This is a genomic window from Kiloniella sp., from assembly GCF_048270245.1.
In the GTDB taxonomy this organism is placed as follows: Bacteria; Pseudomonadota; Alphaproteobacteria; order Kiloniellales; family Kiloniellaceae; genus Kiloniella.
Genome location: NZ_JBLWTH010000005.1, coordinates 362,788 through 385,030, shown reverse-complemented (window position 1 = coordinate 385,030; position 22,243 = coordinate 362,788). Strand labels below are relative to the sequence as shown.

The 22,243-nt window shown below is 47.9% G+C and carries 14 protein-coding genes; 8 read left to right on the top strand and 6 right to left on the bottom strand.

All coding sequences use genetic code 11. The features are described from left to right. The 3 genes from ACN0W5_RS14090 to ACN0W5_RS14080 form a co-directional block, all read left to right on the top strand. Positions 1–6,102, top strand: a 6,102-nt coding sequence (locus ACN0W5_RS14090; protein ID WP_417454731.1) for a DUF5801 repeats-in-toxin domain-containing protein, incomplete at its 5' end; no start/stop codon positions are given. A 598-nt stretch (positions 6,103–6,700) separates the two neighbouring features. Next, positions 6,701–9,004 (top strand): di-heme-cytochrome C peroxidase, encoded by a 2,304-nt coding sequence (locus ACN0W5_RS14085; RefSeq protein ID WP_417454730.1) that lies wholly within the window; start codon positions 6,701–6,703, stop codon positions 9,002–9,004. A 128-nt stretch (positions 9,005–9,132) separates the two neighbouring features. Continuing rightward, on the top strand, positions 9,133–10,494 hold the full coding sequence (locus ACN0W5_RS14080) for a cytochrome P450 (RefSeq protein ID WP_417454729.1): 1,362 nt from the start codon (positions 9,133–9,135) through the stop codon (positions 10,492–10,494). A gap of 66 nt (positions 10,495–10,560) precedes the next feature. Here the strand turns inward: ACN0W5_RS14080 and ACN0W5_RS14075 are convergent, their stop codons facing one another. The 5 genes from ACN0W5_RS14075 to ACN0W5_RS14055 form a co-directional block, all read right to left on the bottom strand. Then, positions 10,561–10,806: a MoaD/ThiS family protein gene (locus tag ACN0W5_RS14075; RefSeq protein ID WP_085899558.1), complete on the bottom strand. Its 246-nt coding sequence runs from the start codon at positions 10,804–10,806 to the stop codon at positions 10,561–10,563. A 104-nt stretch (positions 10,807–10,910) separates the two neighbouring features. Beyond that, the gene (locus ACN0W5_RS14070; protein ID WP_417454728.1) at positions 10,911–13,226 is read right to left on the bottom strand and encodes a xanthine dehydrogenase family protein molybdopterin-binding subunit; all 2,316 of its coding nucleotides are present in this window, start codon (positions 13,224–13,226) and stop codon (positions 10,911–10,913) included. Position 13,227: 1 nt separating this feature from the next. Then, complete coding sequence (locus ACN0W5_RS14065; RefSeq protein ID WP_417454727.1) at positions 13,228–13,704, bottom strand: (2Fe-2S)-binding protein; 477 nt, start codon at positions 13,702–13,704, stop codon at positions 13,228–13,230. Positions 13,705–13,706: 2 nt separating this feature from the next. After that, the gene (locus ACN0W5_RS14060) at positions 13,707–14,588 is read right to left on the bottom strand and encodes an FAD binding domain-containing protein (RefSeq protein ID WP_417454726.1); all 882 of its coding nucleotides are present in this window, start codon (positions 14,586–14,588) and stop codon (positions 13,707–13,709) included. A 367-nt stretch (positions 14,589–14,955) separates the two neighbouring features. Further along, positions 14,956–15,828 carry a LysR family transcriptional regulator gene (locus tag ACN0W5_RS14055; protein ID WP_417454725.1) on the bottom strand — a complete coding sequence of 291 codons (873 nt, stop codon included), beginning with the start codon at positions 15,826–15,828 and terminating at the stop codon, positions 14,956–14,958. Between the two features lie 211 nt (positions 15,829–16,039). On the opposite strand from ACN0W5_RS14055, the gene ACN0W5_RS14050 reads away from it, so the two are divergent. The 5 genes from ACN0W5_RS14050 to ACN0W5_RS14030 all read left to right on the top strand — a co-directional run bounded on the left by ACN0W5_RS14050 (position 16,040) and on the right by ACN0W5_RS14030 (position 20,399). Further along, complete coding sequence (locus ACN0W5_RS14050) at positions 16,040–16,720, top strand: type 1 glutamine amidotransferase domain-containing protein (RefSeq protein WP_417454724.1); 681 nt, start codon at positions 16,040–16,042, stop codon at positions 16,718–16,720. A gap of 130 nt (positions 16,721–16,850) precedes the next feature. Beyond that, positions 16,851–17,927, top strand: coding sequence for an NADH:flavin oxidoreductase (locus ACN0W5_RS14045; RefSeq protein WP_417454723.1), 1,077 nt, complete (start codon positions 16,851–16,853; stop codon positions 17,925–17,927). Positions 17,928–18,265: 338 nt separating this feature from the next. Continuing rightward, positions 18,266–19,078 carry a substrate-binding periplasmic protein gene (locus tag ACN0W5_RS14040; protein ID WP_417454722.1) on the top strand — a complete coding sequence of 271 codons (813 nt, stop codon included), beginning with the start codon at positions 18,266–18,268 and terminating at the stop codon, positions 19,076–19,078. A gap of 104 nt (positions 19,079–19,182) precedes the next feature. Continuing rightward, complete coding sequence (locus tag ACN0W5_RS14035; RefSeq protein ID WP_417454721.1) at positions 19,183–19,758, top strand: Crp/Fnr family transcriptional regulator; 576 nt, start codon at positions 19,183–19,185, stop codon at positions 19,756–19,758. A 194-nt stretch (positions 19,759–19,952) separates the two neighbouring features. Then, on the top strand, positions 19,953–20,399 hold the full coding sequence (locus ACN0W5_RS14030) for a methyltransferase family protein (protein WP_417454720.1): 447 nt from the start codon (positions 19,953–19,955) through the stop codon (positions 20,397–20,399). Between the two features lie 15 nt (positions 20,400–20,414). Here ACN0W5_RS14030 and ACN0W5_RS14025 read toward each other — a convergent pair whose 3' ends face one another. Beyond that, positions 20,415–22,049: a hypothetical protein gene (locus ACN0W5_RS14025; protein WP_417454719.1), complete on the bottom strand. Its 1,635-nt coding sequence runs from the start codon at positions 22,047–22,049 to the stop codon at positions 20,415–20,417. Between the last annotated feature and the right edge of the window lie 194 nt (positions 22,050–22,243).

Below are 22,243 nucleotides of genomic sequence, written 5' to 3'. Positions count from 1 at the left end.
CCGGTACTGGAAGGCAATGACTTTGTTCTGACCTTTGACAGTAACGGTGACGGTAGCGCCGATAGTCGTATCGTTTTCCAGAATTTAGTTGAAGATGCTCAGGGTGCAGATGCACCTGTACTTGTTATTGGCGGTATCGAACTTTCCGCAGGACTTTTAATCGGTCAGGCACAGGCCCTTGTCGATGGCGAAACCCTTGAAACTGCGGCTGGTGCAGGCGCTGGCCCACAAGGCGGTGGCGGTAGTGTCTATAGTGATGATTTCGGTGAAACGCTTGGTGGCCTGAATGCACAGGGTACGCTTGAAGGTACGCTTGCCGAGTTGGCTGGGGCTGCTCTTGCTTCGGACAATCCAGATCCTGCCGAAGGTACTTTTAGCTTTACCTTTGCAACAACCGTTGTTGATGGCGCAGATGTAAACGGTGCTTTTGTAGGTGGCTTCGAAGACTGGCAGGCAAACCAGCATCTTGGGGATGAGACAGAATCTCCGATGCAAATCGCCTTTACCTTTACGCCTGCGGACAATGAGGTTGTTGATTCTATCGACATCACGTCTTTGCCAGTTGGTGTGACATTGTATGTTGGTGGTTTTGCTCCTGAAAATATCGTTTTCAGCAGTGTGCCAGGCGAAGAAGTCGGTATTTTACCGATCAATATTCTTGGATCAGACCTTGATGAAGTTTATCTGCAGGGCGATGAGCACAGTGATGCAGATATTCCGGTTACGATCACAGCAAATATTTCTGATCCTGACAGCGGCGAAACAGCATCTATTACAGCATCTGGCACAGCCATTATTGATGCGGCGGCTGATAAACCTGATGTGGATATTGTGGCCAAAGAAGGCACTGTCATTGAAAACGCTTTTTCTGATCTATCTGACTGGACGGTTCTAACGTCAGCTGGAAAGTTGGTTGAAGTCAATGGTGGCAATGATGCATTATTTGCATTTGGCGGGAACCCTGGAGATGTAAATGTTTCTGATATCGAAACGTCTCTGGGACTTGCTGATGGTACATTTGAAGATTTGCGTACCGTACAGAACGATAACGACGAAGGTTTCTTCGATGGCGTTGCAATGTCTGGTACATTCCAGGTTGCTGCGGGGCAAACCTTGACACTCGATTATGAGTTTTTGGTCAACGAAATTGGTGACAATTTTAATGATGCTCTGTTCATTGTGATCAATGGCACAGCCTATAAATTGAGTGATAATCTGGAAGCACCTAACGGTGCGGCCCAAAGCTTTGATGGCGAAAGCTGGGATGAAAGTTCTGGCGCGAAAAGCTTTACCCATACGTTTGATGAAACTGGTGATGCGACAATCAGCTTTGTTCTCTTTAACGAAGGCGATAGTATCAATGGAAGCTTTGATCCTGCTGTCATTCTGGACAATCTTTCCACCGAAGGAAAAATCATCAGTCAGGATGAAGAAACACCTGAATTGACGACGATACCCGTTTCTTTGACTTTTGATGATTTCGCGGATGGGTCAGAAACTCACGAGGTTAAACTCGAAGGTGTTCCGGCTGACTGGGTTCTTGATCTTGAAGAAACCTTTGGTGAAAACGCTGGTCTGGTCACTGTCACAACCGAAACATCCGGTGGTTTTGTGACCTATACATTCGATATCACAGACTATGTCGACAGACTGAACGGCATTGATCCGGTTACGGATACGCCAGATGGTGTTGTTGGCGATGGTAGCGTAACTATCGACTTTACTTTTGATCCTCTGGATTGGACGTCACAGCGTCTGAACGATGGTTCCGAGCACGAAGACGGTCCAGCTGAAATCACAGTGACTGCTACGGCAACTGAAACAGATCTAAGCGGTGATGAACTTACTGAGAAAAATGATGTGGCAACAACAGTGGACTCTGTTGTTGTTGATATTAAAGAAGATGTGCCCGAAGTACAGGACGCGACACTGGTTCACGATGAAAGCCCGTTCCCTCAGGGGGATGCGAATGATGTCTGGTGGATTGAAAGTTCTGCTGGTATCGCGATTGCATCAAGCGGTTTTAACTTCGGTGAAGTTGATTCTGTGCCGGGGTTACTTGGTTTTGCGCAGAGTGAAGTTGCAGTTAACTTCTTCTCTGATGGGCCAAACACAGGGGATGCTGCTACAGATTCAACCGTTGATGATAATAATGTTGGCGCAGAAAGTTTTGAGTTCCAGTCTTATGACGGAACCACAGCTAGCGTCTTGCAGACAACAGGGGGCGAAGCGATCTTCCTGCATACAGATCCAGCGAACACAAATATCGTTTGGGGTCTGACAGCTGATGGCGACGCGGTCTTTGCTGTTCATTTGGAACAGCCATCTGCGGGCGAAAGCAGCAGTCTGACAGCATCATTTGTTCAGTTCCAATCAGTTAAGAACCCTGATCCAGATTCACATGATGAAGTTACAGCGGCGCTTAACCTGCAAATTCGTGCGATTGATGACGAAGGCGATGCCAGCGAATACGCAAATCTGGCTGTGACTATTCAGGATGACGGCCCAAGCATTGGCTATATCCGTAACAACAATGATGATCTTGAAGAATCTGATCTGACACGAGGCGATCACAAAGATACTGTCTCTGGCCGCATTTTTGCTGATTTCGGTGTTGATGGTGGCAAGTTCACAGGTCTTGAGCTGAAATCTGTGACTGACCCAGATGGTACATGGGGTGATGCGGTTGCACCTGGCTTTGATGGTAACTTGACGTCAAATGGCGTGGCTGTTGTCTTTGGGCCTGCTGTTGTGATTGGTGGCAAGCTGACATTGATCGGTAAAGCGGGTGATGATGAAGTCATCAAGGTGACACTGGATGAAGATTCCGGATCATTCAAAGCAACGCTGCTTGGCCCAATTGATCACCCCGATCAGAATGGTGACCAACAGGTTGGATCTCGTGATCAGCTCAAACTAACCTTCACCGCGACAGTAACAGACGGTGATGGCGACACGGCATCGAAAGACTTCTCTGTCCGTGTGAAAGATGATGGTCCGGATGCGGACAATGAATATAGAACGCATAAAAGCTCTTGGGTTTCAGAACACGATATGTTGCACGGTGGTGCGGCTGTCGCGGGTACACTGGATGTTGATTTCGGTGCTGATGGTGGTGCGATCACAGGTGTTGAATTCATTCGTTGGTCAGATACGGAAGACAACAATCCCAATGGCACAACACTGACATCTGGTGGCGAGAACGTTACCTTTGGTCCTGCTGAAATGGTTGGTGGCCAGTTGGTTATGGTTGGTACTGTTCCTGATGGCAATGGCGGCACAGCACCTGTTGTTACCGTGACGATCAACCCGACATCAGGCGCGTACACTGTGGATGTGACCAAGGGCATTGATCATCCTGATCTAAGCCTGGAAGACGATGCGAATGACAAAGATCCGCTAAGCTTACAGTTCAAATATACGATCACTGACAATGATGGTGATACAGATACCGCAAACCTTGTTGTTGTTATCGAAGATGACGAAGCGGATGCGCATGATACCTATGCGTCTGAAGATATCAGTGAAGCAAACCTGCTGGACAACGACGATACAAATGATGTCGTGTCCGGTACGCTTGATATTGATCACAATGCGGATGGTATTGCCGTTGTTGATCTCTGGTTTGAAGGCTGGGAAGACAGCGAAGATGGCAACCCGGATGGGGCGGTTCTGAAATCAGGTGGTAAGGATGTTGATTTTGGTACCGTTGGTACTGATATTGATGGCAATCTTGTTCTTGTGGGAACAATCGACGGTGGCGCAACTGATGTCGTGACGCTCAAGGTTGATCCCGAGACGGGTGAATACACTGTTACCCTACACGGGCCAGTAGATCACCCTGACCGGTCAATAGACGGTAGCAACCCAACTGACCCACTGACGCTTGATTTCGGCTTTAAAGTTCGTGATGGCGACGGTGATGAAGACGAAGAAACTCTCAGCATCTATATCGAAGACAGTGAGCCTGTTGTTGACAGCAACCTGAACGCGTTGGTTCAGCTGGATGATGATGCCCTTGCGGGTGGTCATGCGGGTGGTACAGGTGATGTTGATCCTGATAGCGAAAACCTGACCGGAACCTTGAACTTTGCGGCGGGTGCCGATGGAGTTGAAAGTGTTCTGTTAACCGGGGCGGCTTTGCCATCCGGTGCAGGTTTTTCATCAGTCTTGTCCAACGATGGCACTGTTCTCACGGTCAGTCAGGTTATCAATGGTGTATCGACAGACGTTTTCCGTGTGAACCTGACCGACAAAACATCGGGTGCCTATACGGTCACACAGCTAGCGGCGGTTGCGCATACGGCTGGTCTGGACGAAAACAATACCGAATTCACTATTAACTATGAAGTGGTTGATGGGGATGGCGATAGTGCCTCTGGATCAATTTCAATCAATGTTGATGATGACAGCCCGCTTGCTGTTGATGATAATGGCTTAGTTACTGAATCTGGCACTCTTGACGTTACGGCGGCGAATGGTGTTCTTTCCAATGACGAGCAAGGTGCTGATGGTGCAGTTGTCTCTGGTGTTGCGGCGGGTACTGGCACGCCTGCGGCATTGGGTACTGCGATTGAAACCGATTACGGTTTCCTGACCATGAATGCCGATGGCTCCTACACCTACGAAGCTAAAGAAGGCACAATCAGCGACGATGTTGTTGATAGCTTTACCTATGAAATCAAGGATGCGGACGGTGATATCTCAACCGCAACCTTGAACATCACGGTTAAAGATGCCGTACCAACGGTGAACAATGTAAACAATGCACGTATTAAACTGGATGATGACGCCCTTGCGGGTGGTCACGCTGGTGGTACAGGCGATGTTGATCCTGATAGCGAAAACTTGACCGGTACACTGGACTTTGATGCTGGTGCTGATGGCCTTCAAAGTCTGGTTCTAAAAGATTTTGGAGTGGTCACTGGTCATGCTGATGGTCTTCAATTAATGCATCCAACGTCTGATACGCATTATATTCTTGGGCAAAAGATTGATGGTGTCGTAACGGAAATTTTGCGCTTTAACATTGTTGATATCACAACTGGGGCTTATACCGTTACACAAAGCAATCCGTTGCGGCATTCTGACGGGAATGATGAAAGTAATGCAGTGTTTCGTCTTCGGTATGAGGTAACGGATAATGATGGTGATGTTGTTGTTGGTACAATCTGGCTGGATCTGAACGATGACAGTCCGCTTGCTGTTGTTGACAGTGGCGATGTGGATGAGGGGCAAACCCTTACTGTCTTGGCCACTGCTGGTGTTCTTGTTAACGATCATCTTGGGGCTGATGGTGCGGTTGTAACCGGCGTTGTTGCCGGGGATGGCACACCTGTGGCATTGGGCGCACCGATTGAAACGGCCTATGGTACCCTGACGCTCAGCGAAGATGGTTCTTACTCCTACGCAGCAAAAGCAGATGTGACCGACACTGATCTGGTTGACAGCTTTACCTATGAGATTACCGATGCTGATGGTGATACCTCTACGGCGAAACTGGATATCAATGTAACGGCAGTGACAGCACCTCCGCCAGGTACGGATGAAAGCTTTGATTTTGTTCCGGGCACTTTGATTGATGGCGGCGATGGTTTTGATACCTTGGTAATGCCGGGCGCTGGTGCTGGTAATCAATCCATTTGGATTGATCCTGACGGGGCACAAAATGGTGTTAATGTTGATTTTCAGCCCAATAATGGTGCGGGCAATGGTTTGATCAGCAATATCGAAGTCATCGACCTGACCAATGGCAGCACTGGTTACGAAGACTTTGGTGTTTATTCACCGAATGCTTCCATGTCTTCGACGGGCATGTTGTCTGTTGATGATGTTATCGACATTACAGATGACAATAATATCCTATATATTATGGGCGATGGCGCAAAAGATGGTGTGAATCTCGAAGCCGGGAACAGTGTCCCCGGTGGTAATGGGGATACCGAGATTGCCTGGACCTCAACTGGGAATTCCATCACAGGTTCCGGTGGCACAATCGACGGCGTGACCTTCAAGGAGTATATCGGTGTTGGTGCTGGCGGTGAAGATGTTAAGCTCTATGTCGAAGACGAATTGACAGTAACAATCTTCGGTACTGGTTAACGCTGGCTAATCAATAGCTAAAAAGAACAGCCCCCGGATTGTACAATCCGGGGGCTGTTTTGTTATGTGGTTATAAAGCATCGGGTTTTGTCTCGGGTGCTCATTTTAGATGCTGATTTCTAACCGCTGCTCTGCACTGATATATGCGCTGTTAAATTATAGGGGGGAATATTTTTATGATCTCTAGATCATATTAAGGCTTTATGACCCCGAGATCATTAAGCTGAGGTCACGTATGTGCCTGTTGGCAAGAATACAATAATCCCATGCCATCAATTTTATAGTAATTCGTCAGACCTACCCACCCGCCAGCCTAGGTATCAAAACACTTCGCTGTCTTTGGGGATGGCTTGGAACCATCCGTCGCGGAAGTTAGCCCCCAATCTTACTGATATCATGGGAAACTGTGAGGCAGTGTTCTATCAAAAATCGCGATGATAGAGGCCCCTGAAAGAGTTTGAGGGTTTGAGGAAAGCGGCGTGAATATGGTTCAGCTTTTAAGTCTTTTGTATCTGTTTAAGTGTTATTACTTCCTTTTTTGACTATCATAGGTATAATTATCAAAAAAAGAATCAATTTATTGGTTCGGGAGAGCATTATGATTAGTCGACTGTTGTATTACATCGCATTGTTCATATCTCAAAAGCCGAAGTGGCTTGTTTTCGGGCTTCTTTTGGTCATTGTCGGGCTTCCTTTTATGGGAATTGTCGGGACTAAAATTTATCAAAATCTGGACAGGGATGAAAACCGGGGGGCTGTTGCTGTTAGTCAGGCGACGCTCGGCGAAAATTACACCACGCCCGAATATCTGGCTCAGGGATGGAAAAGACAGGATAGTCTCTGGTTTTATAATACAACACAGGGATCAGATCTTTTACCTTATGATTTCCTGTTGGCTTTAGAACAACCGGAGGGAAGCCCGCAGTTTGATTGCGAACGAAATGGAGAGGTCGGTCCTTGGTTTCTATGCGATGAAAATATCGATTATTTCCGTTATTTACCGCAAAAAGATACCCTTTTTAATCCAGATGCCCTGCCCGTTGGATTTGTTAAGGACGTATACCAAGATAGAGACTATGTTGGCTATACTTGTGCAGCTTGTCATACCGGGCAGGTGAATTATCAAGGGCGTGCACTGCGAATTGATGGCGGTCCAGCCATGGCAGATATGGTAGGTTTTTTAACCTCTCTCACAACGGCCTTGAAAGAAACTCAACGAAAACCCGATCAGGAAAATCCGAGGCTCGATCGATTTGTTGAGCGTGTATTGGCAATAGATAATGACTATGCGTCGCAAGACGAAGTAGAGGCGGATCTTGAAAAGTGGATCAATATCAGGTCGCTCTATAATGTTGTCAATCGCAGTACCTATAGAAAAGACCCTGATTCCCAAAGAACCCAAAAAGTTAACTATGGTTATGCCCGTCTGGATGCCTTTGGACGAATTTTTAATCGGGTTTTGCAGCACACAATTAATCATGAACAGGTAGAAACGGCGCTTAAACTTGTCACCGTTAAGCGAGATGGCGTTGAGCAGCGCATATTGACAGATGCCCAGGTTGATAAGGTCTTAGCTGATGTTCAGGGACAGACAATCCTGAACGATGATGAGTTTTGGAAAATCCTTACCAACCTGCAATCTGATCAGCCAGGATATCCCAATCTGGGTATTCGCGATTTGTTGAGGGTTCGGGATAAAATCTTTAATCCCGCCAATGCGCCGGTCAGTTATCCCTTTTTATGGGATATAACACGTGCTGACTATGTTCAGTGGAACGGATTGGCAAGTAATGCCGCTATTGGTCCGTTGGGGCGTAATGCGGGTGAAGTAACGGGTGTGTTCGCGACTCTCGACTGGCACGAGCAAACGGGGTTTTGGGCCGAGTTTTCCAAGTTTAGCCTGCCAGCCTTTATCAGTGGCCAAAGATCCAAAGGCAAAGTCATCAACTTTAAATCGTCGATTGATCTTTTTAATCTTCAGCGTCTTGAAAGTCACCTTGTTACACTGGAATCACCCAGATGGCCATTTTGTCGTTCAAAAGAAACGGGCGATTATTACCTGCCAACCGGCACAGTCGATAGTCCCGTTGATGAGCGGCAATGCGGGCAAGGTGATCGTAAGCTGGATCAAGAGAGTGTTTCCCGCGGTCGGGTGTTGTATGCTGGTAAATGCCAATCCTGTCACGAGGTTATTGTACGCGATAATTGGGACCGGAAGGTCGTGAGTAATATGGTTGGTATTAATCATCCGGAAACAACCGATGATGCCATGGCTGTAAATAGCACGAGCTATCTCGGAAATTCGGGCAACTTTAAAGACACTTATCAAGATGTCGGTATTGGCAAGGTTGTTGAGCGAGGCAGAGCCCCGGTTGCGCAAATATTGACAGCAGCGACCCGAGGTACAGTGACGACACCAGATCCGGATAAATGGTGGCCGAGGCGGTTTGTCGAATGGGTTTATGCGCTTGTCATGACATTATTCGATAACCCTGTGAAAGCAAGTCTTAAGGCTGGCGAGTATATTCCAGATACCACGGCACAACCCTATAACAGTTTGAAAGCCTATCGTGCACGACCTTTAAACGGTATTTGGGCAACAGCGCCATACTTGCACAACGGATCTGTGCCAAGCCTGTATGAATTACTTTTACCAAAATCGCTTCAAGACAAAGACGGTAATGACAGGGGCTGTAGTACAACCGCTGTTCGAACCAATTCCTTTATGGTCGGAGCACGTGAATTTGATCCCATAAACGTCGGCTTTTTGACCGAAGGGTATGAAGGTTTCAGGTTTGATACCTCTATCAGAGGCAATAGGAATATCGGTCATGAATATGGTGCATGCAAATTTTCCGAACAAGATCGTTGGGACCTGATTGAGTATTTAAAATCTCTATAAGGGAAATCCCGACGAGGTTTTTTTGAGAGACTAAAGTGCTGAAAAATTGAAGATACTGAAAGTTGACGGTGCAGAAATACTAAACGTCCCGTGATTATAAGGGAGATACCAGAAGGGGAGCGAGTTATATGGATACCGCTGGAAAAGATTATCTGAAAGAATACGACGCAGCACCGGAAGATAAAAAATATTCTTTGGTTCAGGGCTGGATGAGAACAGAGCCTTTGCCCTTTTTCAAGCAGCTTCGAAAAGAACGCCCCGTCCTGCAAACACCGGAATGTACGTTGGTCGCCAAGTTTACCGATGTGCGGGATATGTTGCAGATGCCCAAGATATTCACCGTTGATTTGTACAAGGTCAAAATGAGTGTGACCGGGCCGGATGATGGATACCTGATGGCGCACGATGACGATGCCTTGCACTATCGGGAAAAATCATTGATGCAGGGGCTGTTGAACAGGAATGACCTTCCCCGTGTACGGAAAATGATCACGGAATTTTCGCGGGAAATTCTGGATGATGCTGATGGCGGGATTGAACTGGTCAATGATTATTGTCGTATGGTTCCGGTTAAATTGGTACAGGAATACTTTGGTCTGGATGGTATTGACCGTGAAAAATTGATCCGCTGGTCCTATTGGAATCAATACGATGCGTTTAATAACCAACCCTTTGATATGCTATCTGATCAAGACCACAAGCGCATTGTTGACTATCATGACGAAGCGTCAAAAGAGCTGGTTGCCTATATTGCTTCCTTAATGTTGCGCAAGATTATTCGCGTTAAAATTATGGGCGTGTTTTACATGTTTCTTAATCCGGTCCAGAAATTGATTTACCGAATTTTGGGCATGGATGCGCCAGAACGTACAGATACGATGGTCATGCGGATGATACGGACGAAGTTCGCAAAGCAGGTTGATTTCCCGTTGACCCGCGTGGGAACCAACGCCGGGGGTTTGTTGATCGGGGCAATAGAAACAACATCGCAGGCCGTGGCACAGGTGGTTGAATATTTCATTGAACATCCTGCCATCTTGAAGCAGGCGAAAGATAAAGCACAGGGAAGTGATGTTACTGCTTTTGATGCGATGGTTTGGGAAGCGTTGCGCTTTCGGCCTATCCGCCCCGATATTTTCCGTCAGGCCGCCAGTGACTACACAATGGGCAAAGGCACCAACCACGAAACAGAGATCAAATCCGGAACAATCGTTCGTTTGTTGATACATTCAGCCATGTTTGACACCTATGCCTATGAGGACCCGGATAGCTTTAATCCCGATCGGAATTTTTATCACAATTTTGCGCTTGGGTACGGTCCGCACCAATGTTTGGGTAAATACGTTGGTATGGAAATGATCCCGGCAATGGTTCGCGAAGTTGTCTTGCAAAGTGATCTGGCCAGCGAGAGCAAAATCAGCTACATCAACCCGATTTTCCCCGATCGTGAAGGACCGTTTCCGGAAAACTATCCCGTTAATTGGTCTTGATCAGCAAAATAATAACATTGCTAGGATCGAAGAAGTAAAAACAAATAATCCTTCCTATACTTAGAGCTAGCCACCCGCCAGTCTTGGAATAAGAAAAACTTCACTGTCTTCGGGGATAGGCTGGAACCAGTCGTCGCGGTAGATGGTGCCGTTGATGGCGACGGCGATACCTTTTTCCAGTTCAGGTTTTAGGTCAGGGCACTGCTTTTCCACACCGTTCAGCAGCTGGCGGATATTTTTTGCTTCTATTTCAAGCGAAGAAATACCGCCAGCAGCCTGTTGGATTGTGCCAGAAAGGGTGACTTGAACCATATTATAAACCTAAATTTTAAAGCCTTTAGAGTGCCAAGCGGCCCTTTTGTCGATAAAGGCCGCTTGATCATTTTATGGCAAACGAGTGCGAGGGCCAATGGGCCCTATTCTGCAGCCACTTTGGCATCGTCGATGGCCTTGAGCACCCGTGGCGGTGACATGGGCAGCTCGGTCATGCGCACACCCGCAGCGGCAGAGACACCATTGGCAATGGCGGCCAGCGGCGGCACGATTCCGGTTTCACCAACACCGCGCACACCATAGGGGTGACCGGGGTTGGGAACTTCGACAATCACGGTGTCAATCATCGGCAGGTCGGATGCGACGGGCATACGATAATCAAGAAAGCCAGCGTTTTGCAGCTTGCCGTCTTCGCCATAGATATATTCTTCGTTGAGTGCCCAACCGATACCCTGTGCGGCACCGCCCTGGAACTGTCCCTCGACATAGTCCGGATGAATGGCTTTGCCCGCATCCTGAACCACCGTATAGCGGATGATATCCACCTTGCCAGTTTCGGGATCAACCTCTGTATCCACAATGTGGGTACCAAAGCTGACGCCCGCACCATCGGCATTGTATTCGTGATGCCCGGCAATGGGGCCGCCCGTTTTGCCAGCTGTGGCCGCGATTTCAGCGAGGGAAAGTGGTTCAAAGTCCCCGGCATTGGGGCCGGATGGTTTGGCACAACCGTCTTCCCAAGTCACAGCCTCGGCAGGAATATCCCAGATCATAGCGGCACGTTTGCACATTTCGGTAACGGCTTGTTGTGATGCCTTGATCACAGCCATACCGCTAGAGAAAGTCACGCGACTGCCTTCTGTTGTGTCATTGTACCCGAGGGCTGAGGTGTCGGCCACGATGGCTCGTACCTTGTCATAGGGAATGCCAAGCTCTTCGGCGGCCATGATGCACATGGAAGCACGAGATCCCCCGATATCGGGGGTGCCCACCGCGATGGTCACGGTGCCGTCGGCATTGATGTTCAGGTTGGAACAGGTCTCACCGCCAAAGTTGAACCAGAAACCACTGGCAACACCACGACCCTGATTAGGGCCTAGGGGGGCATTATAATGCGGGTGGGCTTTGGCTGCTTCGAGTGTTTCGACAAGGCCGCAAGACCCGAACTTTGGCCCGTAAGAGCTTTTGCTGCCTTCCTTGGCGGCGTTCTTTAGGCGTAGATCAATGGGGTCCATGCCAATGCGCGCGGCCAGTTCATCGACCACACTTTCGACTGCATAGACGGACATGGGGGCACCCGGGGCGCGGTATGCCGCGCCTTTCGGGCGGTTGGTAACCACGTCGTAGGCTTCTGTCTTGACGTTATCCAGCGCATAACAGGCAAAGGCAGACATAGCCCCGAAATCAGCCGGGGCACCCGCAAAGGCACCGCCCTGATAGCGGAATTCACCATATCCGGCTGTAATGCGGCCGTCTTTGGTGACGCCGATCTTGACGTTCATACTGGAACTTGCGGTTGGACCGGAAGCTTTGAATACTTCGTCCCGTGTCATAGCGATTTTCACCGGACGACCAGCTTTGCGAGACAGGGCGAGAGCAACGGGTTCAATAAAGACCGTTGTCTTGCCGCCAAAGCCACCGCCGATTTCAGAGGCCGTGACCCGCAGACGGGATACATCAATACCCAGCAACGATGCACAGACCTGACGGACGTGGAAGTGACCCTGAGTACAGCACCAAAGTTCGCTCATGCCATCTGCGCCGACGTTGGCGACACAGGCGTGTGGTTCGATATAGCCCTGATGAGTCGCCGCAGTTTTAAAGCTGCGTTCGATGATTTCGTCGGCTTGGGCAAAGCCCGCGTCGATATCGCCGTGACCAAATTCACTGCGGGCAACCACGTTAGATGGTTTTGTCGGTGCCGGGCTGATGCCGCGTGTGATGATGCTGTCATGCAGTACGGGCGCATCCGGTGACATGGCCGCGTCCACATCTGTGACATGGGGCAGGATGTCATAGTCAACCTTGATAAGCTTGAGCGCTTTGCGGGCCACAGCACGGCTGGTCGCGGCAACGGCTGCGACCGCATGACCTTCGTACAGGGCCTTTTCACGGGCCATGATGTTATAGAGAACATCGGCGTGATCATCGTTCGGGGCAAAGTCATCGCGGGTGACAACGGCTTTGACACCGGACAGTGCTTCGGCTTCTGAGCTGTCGATATTTTTAATGACGGCATGCGGGTGCGGACTGCGCAGGATCAGGCCCACCAACTGACCAGGCATGACCATATCGGCACCAAAGCGTGCTTTGCCCGTTACCTTGTCCATCCCATCCGGGCGGGCAGGGCGGCTGCCGACAACCTTGAAGGATGCTGCTTTTTCAGCATCATATTTTGATGTCGGGCTTTCGATTTCTTTCTTTACGGGTGCGTTATCTGCATCAGGATTACGAGCCATATCAATTGCCTCTCATTTCAGCGGCGGCGTCCATGACCGCGCGAATGATTTTGTCATAGCCTGTGCAGCGGCACAGGTTCCCGGCGAGCCAGTAACGAACTTCTGTCTCGGTCGGGTCGGGGTTCTTTTCCAAAAGGGCCTTTGCAGCAACAACAAAACCCGGTGTGCAAACGCCGCATTGCAAGGCAGCATTGTCCAAGATCTTTTGTTGAACAGGGTGCAGTTCGGTGCCTTTGGCAATCCCTTCGATCGTGCCGATCTCATGACCTTGCGCTTCTGCGCCGAGCATCAGACACGAACAGGTCAGGCGGCCATCAACAGTGACAGAACAGGCACCGCAATCGCCAGAAGCACAGCCTTCTTTAGAACCAGTCATCCCGAGCTTGTCGCGGAGAACATCTAGAAGAGTTTCTTCGACATCACAGACATATTCAACGGCATCGCCATTGATTGTGGTGGTAACATGAATACCGGACATTGTTATTTCTCTCCCCCGTTAGAGGCTCTTGCATTGGCTCTCTCAAGAGCAATCTTTGCGGCGCGGGTTGCCAGAACGCCAGCAACCTTAGTGCGGAATTCGATGGTCCCGCGTTTGTCGTTGATCGGCTTACAGGCGGCTGATGTCGCCGCGGCCATTTTTTCCAGCGCTGCATCATCAATTTTGCTGCCGATCAAGGCTTTGGCCGCGTCTTCGACCAATAATACCTTGATCGCAACCGCGCCGAGGCCAACGCGGGCATCGGTGCAAATACCATCATCATCCAGTTCCAGACTGACACCAACGCCCACAACGGCAATATCCATTTCTGTGCGCGGAATAAAGCGCAGATAGGCATCACCTGCACGTTTGGGGCGGGCTGGCAGGAAAACGCTTTCGACCAGCTCGCCTTTGGCCAAAGTGGATTTTCCGGGCGCAACGGGAATTTCTATGACGGGAACGTCACGACGACCATTGGGGCCGACAACGGTGGCGATTGCATTAGCGGCAACCATACCCGGGACACTATCCGCCGCGGGACCACAGTTACACAGGTTTCCGATCATGGTGGCGCGGCCCTGGACTTGTGTAGATCCGATAAGATCAGCACCTTCCATAACACCGGGCCAAAGCGCACAGAGGCCTTTGTGTTCGTTCATCTCTGCCGAGGAAACGGCCGCACCAATGCGATAGCCACCATTTTCTTCGGTAATAGAGGTCATGGTGGGGATGTTTTTCACATCGACAATCAGATCAGGCTCTACCATGCCTGAACGCATTTGTACCAAAAGGTCTGTGCCACCCGCCAAGACGCGGGCCAGCCCTTGTTCACCTGCCAATAAAGCAGCGGCGGCTTCTACGGTTTGAGGGGATTCATAACGCATGTGTATCTAGATCCATCTGTATCATCTCTGGTGTTTCATTCTTGGCTGACGTGTTGTGTTATTTTTATTGGGTTGTTTTATTGCCGCTGGCCAAATTCGGCGCAGGGTATCAACCTGTTTATTACTTCTCTTTACTTATTAGATAGGTTGCTTGTTTCATTCTTAAACATCAAGCAAACAATACGCACCCTATTTGTTCAAATAATTTGTCGGTTCGCAAAACTTTTTTTGAAATATTTTGTCACTTTGGAACCGGAAAAATGTGCGGCTTTGGAGAATTGAATTCTGAGAACTGAATTCTTACCGTTAAAAATAGAAAGAATTTTAACTCAGATCATTAAGTAAGACCTAGGAATATTGGGGCTTGTTAGGCAAGTTGTTCTGCCAGAAAATCAATCAGCATCCGAACCTTGAGACTGGACGCAGCGCCGCGTGGATAAACGGCGAAGAGATCAAGGGTTGGAATGGTATAATCAGGTAAGAGAATTTCCAAACTGCCCGCGGGGTGATCGTTGATGTCGTGTTCCGGCAACAGGCCCAAGCCGTGGCCCTTTAAGATAAACTCTAACCGTGCCCCCGCGTTGTTGGTGTGAACCGGGCCTTTAATTCTAACGGTATAACGTCGATCATCTCTTTTTAGTGTGATGAGACCGGAATGCCTGCTGTAGGTTACCCAGTCATGGGTGGCCAGATCTTCGGGTGTTTCTGGCTTTGGTCTGTTTATCAGATAGGCGGGTGCGGCGCAGATATGGCGCGCTGTACTACAGATTTTCTTAGACATCATGTCGGAATCATCCAAAGGACCGGAACGGATGGCAATATCGTACCCGCCCTGTATCAGATTGGTGATTTCATCTGTCAGTTCCACATCCAATTCAATGCCAGGATAAGTCAGGCGAAACTGGCTGAGAAGGGGGACAATGCGTTTAAGCCCAAAGTTGCTGGAACAGGTCAGCGAGATACGCCCCACGGGTTGATCACTCAGGCTCTGGATACGGCGGGTTGCTGCTTCGGCCTCTTCGCTGATTAGCTTACAAGTTTGATAATAGTCCTCTCCGGCGCTGGTCAGGCTCAGGCTGCGGGTACTGCGGTGTAACAGCCTTGCCCCAAGGCGTTCTTCGAGCAGCTTTATCTGGTGGCTAACCGCGGCGCGTCCAAGATCAAGCTTGCGTGCCGCGGCGGCAAAGCTGCCGCTTTCGACGACACGTGCAAAGGTTATCATACCGCGAAGGTCGTCCATTGATCTGGTCCTTTTTCATTACGGATTTATTCCTATGGGCTAAAGCGACTGTAAACGTGCCCCTATAAATCTTTCTGTACAAACATATTGTCTAATATAGTTAAACAATATGTTTGTTTCTAGATGTATTATCTTTTTTGATAAGACGAATTATCTTGTGTTCAAGCAAACAAAATTTTTTGGTTTTGGGCGATAAAAGAAAGACTTGAACATGAAAATACTGATGATTGTTACCTCACACGAAGATTTCGGCACCAGTGGCAGAAAGACAGGCCTTTGGTTGGAAGAATTTGCGGCACCCTATTATCGTTTCAAGGAAGCCGGGGCTGATATCACGGTGGCGTCCCCTGCGGGGGGACAACCGCCTGTTGATCCAGGAAGTTTAGGCGATGATTTCCAAAGTGATGATACCCGCCGTTTTAATGAAGATGGTGAAGCACAGAATCTTTTGGCAAATACAAAGCCATTGAGTTCCATTAAGGCAGATGGTTTTGATGCTGTGTTTTACCCCGGTGGTCACGGGCCGTTATACGATTTGACTGATGATGTGCATTCGTTGGCGTTGTTGCGTTCTTTCAATGCGGATGAGCGGCCAATTGGCACTGTGTGTCATGGTGTAACCGCCTTGATCAAAGCAACAGATACGAATAATACCCCGATTGTTGCCGGGCGCGAAATCACAGGCTTTACAGATAGCGAAGAAGCCGCCGTTGGTGCGACAGATATTGTCCCCTTTTCTGTAGAACAAGATCTTGTAAAAGCGGGTGCAGTGTTCCGTTCAGCGGATGATTGGGCTGATTTTTCTATTCGTGACGGTCACATTGTTACCGGGCAAAATCCGGGGTCTTCTGATTCCGCCGCGCGCTTGTTGCTTGATGTGCTAAAGGCCTAGGTCGTTAAGCTATTCAAATATCTGAAGGGGCAGGGTGTGGCGTAACAGATGTTCACCTGCCCCTTCAAGAATTTTGAAACAGCACTATATGTGATCCGTACTTAATGAAACATCCGATAAGAATTTGATTATGAACAAGCTATTTGAGCCTCTTTCCTTTTCCCGTGGTCCGGCAATGAAAAACCGATTTATGCTGGCGCCCCTGACCAATACGCAAAGCCACGCGGATGGAACGCTTTCCGATGAAGAGTTCCATTGGTTGACCATGCGGGCCAAGGGTGGCTTTGGCCTGACCATGACCTGTGCGGCGCATGTTCAGGCCATTGGGCAAGGGTTCCCCGGACAGTTGGGGGTGTTTTCTGATGATCATCTGCCGGGGCTAACCGGTTTGGCAAAGACCATCAAAGCCGAAGGTAGTTTGGCTATTATTCAGCTACACCACGCCGGAATGCGATCACCCGCTGATCTGATCGGGACCAGCCCTGTCTGTGCGTCAGATAATGTCGAGCATGGCGCACGTGCCTTGAGCACGGCCGAGGTTGAGCAGTTGATCGAAGACTTTATTGTCGCCGCTGAACGGTCTGAAAAAGCTGGCTTTGACGGGGTCGAAATCCATGGCGCACATGGTTATATTTTAGCCCAATTCCTAAGCCCAACAATCAATCAACGCGATGATCAGTTTGGTGGCAGCCTTGAAAACCGGATGCGGCCGATTCAGGAAATTATTACGGGCATTCGACAGCGTTGTGGGGCTGATTTTAATGTCAGCTTGCGTTTGTCACCTGAACGTTTTGATATGGATCTGGGCGAGGTTATTCAGGTCGCAAAAGATATCTTTGCGGCGGGGGAAATTGATTTTCTGGATATGTCCCTGTGGGATGTCCGCAAGGAACCCGAAGATGAAGCCTATAAGGGACGTCCGCTGATCTCGTACTTTACCGAGTTTGATCGCGGAACTGTAAAGCTGGGCGTTGCGGGTAAAATCATGACCCAAGCAGATGTCGAGTACTGTCTGGATGCGGGGGCAGATTTTGTTCTGATTGGTCGGGGCGCGATCTTGCACCATGACTTTCCCAAACAATTGGCAAAGAACGCTGACTTTATCCCTACGAAGTTACCTGTGAGCAAAGAACACCTTGAGCAAGAAGGCTTGAGCGAGAAATTCATTACCTATATGTCCCGCTGGGAAGGATTTGTTCAGGCCTAGAGTGTTTCTGGGTTCCTAAACCTGAACTCTGGATATCAGATCTAAAAATACAGACGCGGATAATAGGCTGTTTTATCCGCGTCTGTGATTCTGATCTTTAGTTATTTTTCAGATCTGGGATTGAATAAAACAGATATGATGGCTGCTGCTGTCGGTTAGATTGATAACCGATGTCATCGTATTTTTTTTGCAAGAGAACTAAGCTCACCAAAAGACCATTTTTGAAGAACTCTGCCCTTGAGTTTTGCCCAGAAAGCACCCTGAAACTAAAAACAGAGAAAAGAAATCAATTTCATGCTATAGTATGATGGCATGAAGAGAAAAGGGCTGAACATCGGATGGAAAGCACTTTAAAAAAATTGCGTAAAGGTGTGGGATTACTATCCACACTTTTAGTCATGACTGTTGCGACAGTTTCGTCGTTGTCGTTCTCTGCTCCTGCACAAGCGAGTGATGAAAAGGTCACTGTAACAGTCGGCGAATGGCCACCTTTTTTATCTCAGGAATTAAAGGGAAATGGCGTCGTTGCCGAGATGATCGTCGAGATTTTTGCTTCGCAAGGTATCACGGCAGAATTATCATTTTTACCGTGGGGCAGGGGCTATCACGAAGCGGCTCTAGGGCAATTCCAGGCCATGGGTGTCTGGATGCATAAGAGCGAACGTGAAAAGCAGTTCTTGTATAGTGACCCGATTCTCAAAGAACAGTTTGTTTTTTTTCATCGTAAAGACAAGCCATTCGATTGGGAGAATATGGCCGACCTAAAGCCCTATCGGCTTGGCGGCGGGATCAAATATAGTTATGGCCCCGAATTGGATGCCGCCTTGGCTGATGGTAGGGTGATTATGGACCGTGGCGCGAACGATAAAGTGAATTTTCAGAAGCTGTTAACAGATCGGGTTCAGATCTATCCCCAAGAAAAGTCAGTTGGTTATTACGCCCTGTCCCAAGATTTCTCGCCCGAGGAACGGTCGTTGATTACCCATCACCCAAAAGCGATATTGAATAATCTGAGCTATGTTCTGTTTCCAAAAGCTCTGGAAGGCAGCGCCGAGCTTGTGGCCCGATTTAACAAGGGTCTAAAAGAGTTCCGAGAAAGTGGCAAGTATGATCGTTACATGAAACGCCTGACGGATGACGAAACATCTTGATCTAAGTTTCCCGAGCTAAACTTCTTGATCTGAATTTTTTGCTGGACCTGTTTTAGTCTGCTTCTTGTCTTGTTTGATCTGGGATAAGACTTTACATCCTAGGTATGTCTCAATTCTTAGAACTAATTCAAAAACTGTCCCCTGTGTCATCTGCTGAATGGGCCGATGCAAAGTCGCTGTTTTCTTCCCGCTCTTTTGGCGCCGAGGAAATTATCTTTTCGGCTGGGGATAAACCCAAAGGCGTGTACTTTCTGATCCATGGCATCGGGCGTTATTATTATATTGATAGCGAAGGGCGAGAGAGAAATAAGTCGTTGGTCAAAGCGGGTGGGGCCTTTGCTAGTATTTCAACCGTGGTAAATGCAGAACAGAGCCCTTTTTATGCGCAGTCAATTACCCCCTGTAACACGGTGGTGATTGACTATGATGACTTGATCCGTCTTTCGGATGAAAACAAAAACTGGGCGACGTTTGTTCGCCGTGTTTATGAAAACCTTGCCCTAAAAAAAGAACGTCGTGAAGCTGATTTTTTAATGAAATCTGCACGTCAGAGATACGAAAGTTTTCTTGATGAATTTGGTCCCCAAAGCGATCTGATACCCCTGCGGCATGTTGCTATGTATCTGGGGATTACCGATGTCACCCTATCCCGTATTCGCCGTGGAATGGGTATGATCTGAAAAGCACTGTCTTTTAACTCCCCAATATCTAACTCACAGAGATTCAACTCTCATTTACGCCTGTGACTTAACATATGTTAAGGCACCAAGTGCTTGCCTTGATTACAAGATCCATCAATCCATTCGTATACGAAAACACTCATTTCTTGCCGGGGATATCCGGCGTGATGACCCTTTATTATCGGAGTGATGTTATGAAAAAACTGCTGCCACCCGTATTGTTTCTCATTTTTGTGATCCTTATGGCGGTGTTGTGTTGGCAACAGGGAAGCCCCCACACCGTTCCTGACGGTTATAGCCTTTTGGCAATTCCTTTTATCATCGGCGGTCTTGCGCTGGCTTTTTCTGGCAGTTGGCTGTTCAAGAAAAAACGCACCAATATTATGACCTTTGGTCAACCGGATCTATTGGTGACAGAGGGAGTCTTTAAATGGTCCAGAAACCCAATGTATCTCGGCTTTGTGATTGCGTTGCTTGCTTTTGCGGTTTTGCTTGGCGGTGCCTATAGCTCTTTCGCGCTTGCCCTACTGTTTGTTGTGGTTACTGACCGCTGGTATATCGCCTTTGAAGAAAAGGTCATGCGCAACAAATTCGGTGTAGAATACAAGGCGTACTGCGAAAAAGTCCGCCGCTGGATATAAAGGACGAGTGCTTCCTTACCTGCTTTCCAAACCATCCCAAGGCTGAGTGCTTTTTGGGGCTTTGTCTGTTTTGTTGCAAAGGACTTTTGGGCCTGCAAGCGGTTTTTCTGTTTTTTCGTCGTATACACAGGAGTGCCCGGGATCACCGACAGGAATGCTGATTCCCTCGGGCAGAATAAAGTTTACTGCTCGTCCTCCGGCAAGTTCGGCGGGGAAGTGTTCAAACTCTGATACAATTTTATATTTTTTGTAGGATATGCGTTCTATTTTTCCCTGTTCCATAAGCTGAATAAGTCCCGCATAGCCGGGTAAAATGAGGTACTTTTCTGCTGATTTTGAGGTGACGATAGAAGCATGATCGAGATTGGCAACCCCATCAGGTGTAAAGAAGCGTCCAAGACCAACAGTTTCAGGGTGAGCTTTTGACCCTTGTGGTAAATTTTTGGCCCAGATTTCTTCAATTTTCTTCTTTTTCCCATTTTCCATATAATATGGGGCGTCTTCTTTTTCTTCCTTTATAAGGTAGCGTTTTCCGGGCTCATAGGAATCTTCCGGGCTTTTGGAGGTCGCTAGAGAAGGGAGTACAAGCCTGTTTACCTTGTAGCCACCAACAACGTTAGTGGCATGTCTTCCAAACTTATCTTTTACGAACTGCTGTGCTTCTTTCGCACGATCTTCTTTGTGTTTGTCAAAGTAACGAATACATTTTTCTTCACTCACAAAAGTAATTTTTTCTTTAGGTATTCCAATTGCTCCTACCCCAGAGTCTGTTCTTTTTGCGGCGAGTACAAGGTGTGCAATACGGTGGGTCGCTCCTTTAATCTGCCAGATCATTGCGTCAAAACTAATGGCATAGATATATAAATTTCCTTCGCCAGGTTCTATTTCTATTGTACCCGTCGTTGTTTCTTGATGCTGTCCTGCAACGGAAACAGTTGAAATTGCGCTTCCTTTACGGGTCCCAATGACAAAGATATCATCGTGGCTGTCGGGGTCGGGAATGTCACAGGCGGCAACTCTGACCAGTTGTTTGTCTCTTTCTTTTTGTTGATACTGGCGCTTTTGTAAGAGTTTCTTAGTTTCGTTTAATAGCTTGAGTTCTTCTATATCGAGAATGGTATCTCTGTTGATGTCATAAAATTCAAAAGCATCGAGCCCCAAACCCAATAGTTCGTTTACGGTTAATTTTCCGTCTTTATTGGGGTCAAGTGTAAGAAGTGTGATTAGTTTTTTACTATTTCGAAGTGGACGAGCGAGAGCATTTTCTTGTGCGGCTTTTCGAGCTTCTTCTTGGTCAATAATACGATCTGCATTACTGTCCACGGACAGAATCGTATCGATTTCTTTTTTGATGATATTTTCAACTTTATGTTGAGGTTTATTTGATTTGTTTCTTACTCTTTCGTAGAGCCACTTTTTGAGTTCTTCTTCGGTGATTAATGTATCCTGATTAAGGTCATATTTTTTATATCTTCTCAGGATTTTTTCTACCCTTGTCATAATCTCATTTCTATCTATCTGGATAATCACGCTTTGATCGATATAGTGATTATCCTTCCCCTGCTTTCTTATAGGGTGAACGAGATCAGCAATATATTGTTCTTTGAAAGGCTTGCGGGGGAATGCCTTTACTAGAATATAAGAAGGCATTTTCTTTTCCAGTTCCCGCTCTTTTTCTGTGAGGGGTTGTTTCTTTTCATAACCTGCTGGTTTCAAGGGAGATGGTTGTCTTTCGGTAATAGAGAAAAAGTACAAGGTAATGCCGGTTATTAGGCCTAGTACTAATATCGACGTAAGAAATCTAGCAGTGAACATGAAAATATCTAATTACTGGAAATTGTTGA

What these genes read in the sequence shown, in the direction of transcription:
- ACN0W5_RS14080 (WP_417454729.1), top strand. Translation starts at nt 9,133, where the DNA reads ATGGATACCGCTGGAAAAGATTATCTGAAAGAATACGACGCAGCACCG.
- ACN0W5_RS14040 (WP_417454722.1), top strand. Translation starts at nt 18,266, where the DNA reads ATGGAAAGCACTTTAAAAAAATTGCGTAAAGGTGTGGGATTACTATCC.
- ACN0W5_RS14025 (WP_417454719.1), bottom strand. Translation starts at nt 22,049, where the DNA reads ATGCCTTCTTATATTCTAGTAAAGGCATTCCCCCGCAAGCCTTTCAAA.
- ACN0W5_RS14075 (WP_085899558.1), bottom strand. Translation starts at nt 10,806, where the DNA reads ATGGTTCAAGTCACCCTTTCTGGCACAATCCAACAGGCTGCTGGCGGT.
- ACN0W5_RS14055 (WP_417454725.1), bottom strand. Translation starts at nt 15,828, where the DNA reads ATGGACGACCTTCGCGGTATGATAACCTTTGCACGTGTCGTCGAAAGC.
- ACN0W5_RS14030 (WP_417454720.1), top strand. Translation starts at nt 19,953, where the DNA reads ATGAAAAAACTGCTGCCACCCGTATTGTTTCTCATTTTTGTGATCCTT.
- ACN0W5_RS14060 (WP_417454726.1), bottom strand. Translation starts at nt 14,588, where the DNA reads ATGCGTTATGAATCCCCTCAAACCGTAGAAGCCGCCGCTGCTTTATTG.
- ACN0W5_RS14085 (WP_417454730.1), top strand. Translation starts at nt 6,701, where the DNA reads ATGATTAGTCGACTGTTGTATTACATCGCATTGTTCATATCTCAAAAG.
- ACN0W5_RS14070 (WP_417454728.1), bottom strand. Translation starts at nt 13,226, where the DNA reads ATGGCTCGTAATCCTGATGCAGATAACGCACCCGTAAAGAAAGAAATC.
- ACN0W5_RS14050 (WP_417454724.1), top strand. Translation starts at nt 16,040, where the DNA reads ATGAAAATACTGATGATTGTTACCTCACACGAAGATTTCGGCACCAGT.
- ACN0W5_RS14035 (WP_417454721.1), top strand. Translation starts at nt 19,183, where the DNA reads ATGTCTCAATTCTTAGAACTAATTCAAAAACTGTCCCCTGTGTCATCT.
- ACN0W5_RS14045 (WP_417454723.1), top strand. Translation starts at nt 16,851, where the DNA reads ATGAACAAGCTATTTGAGCCTCTTTCCTTTTCCCGTGGTCCGGCAATG.
- ACN0W5_RS14065 (WP_417454727.1), bottom strand. Translation starts at nt 13,704, where the DNA reads ATGTCCGGTATTCATGTTACCACCACAATCAATGGCGATGCCGTTGAA.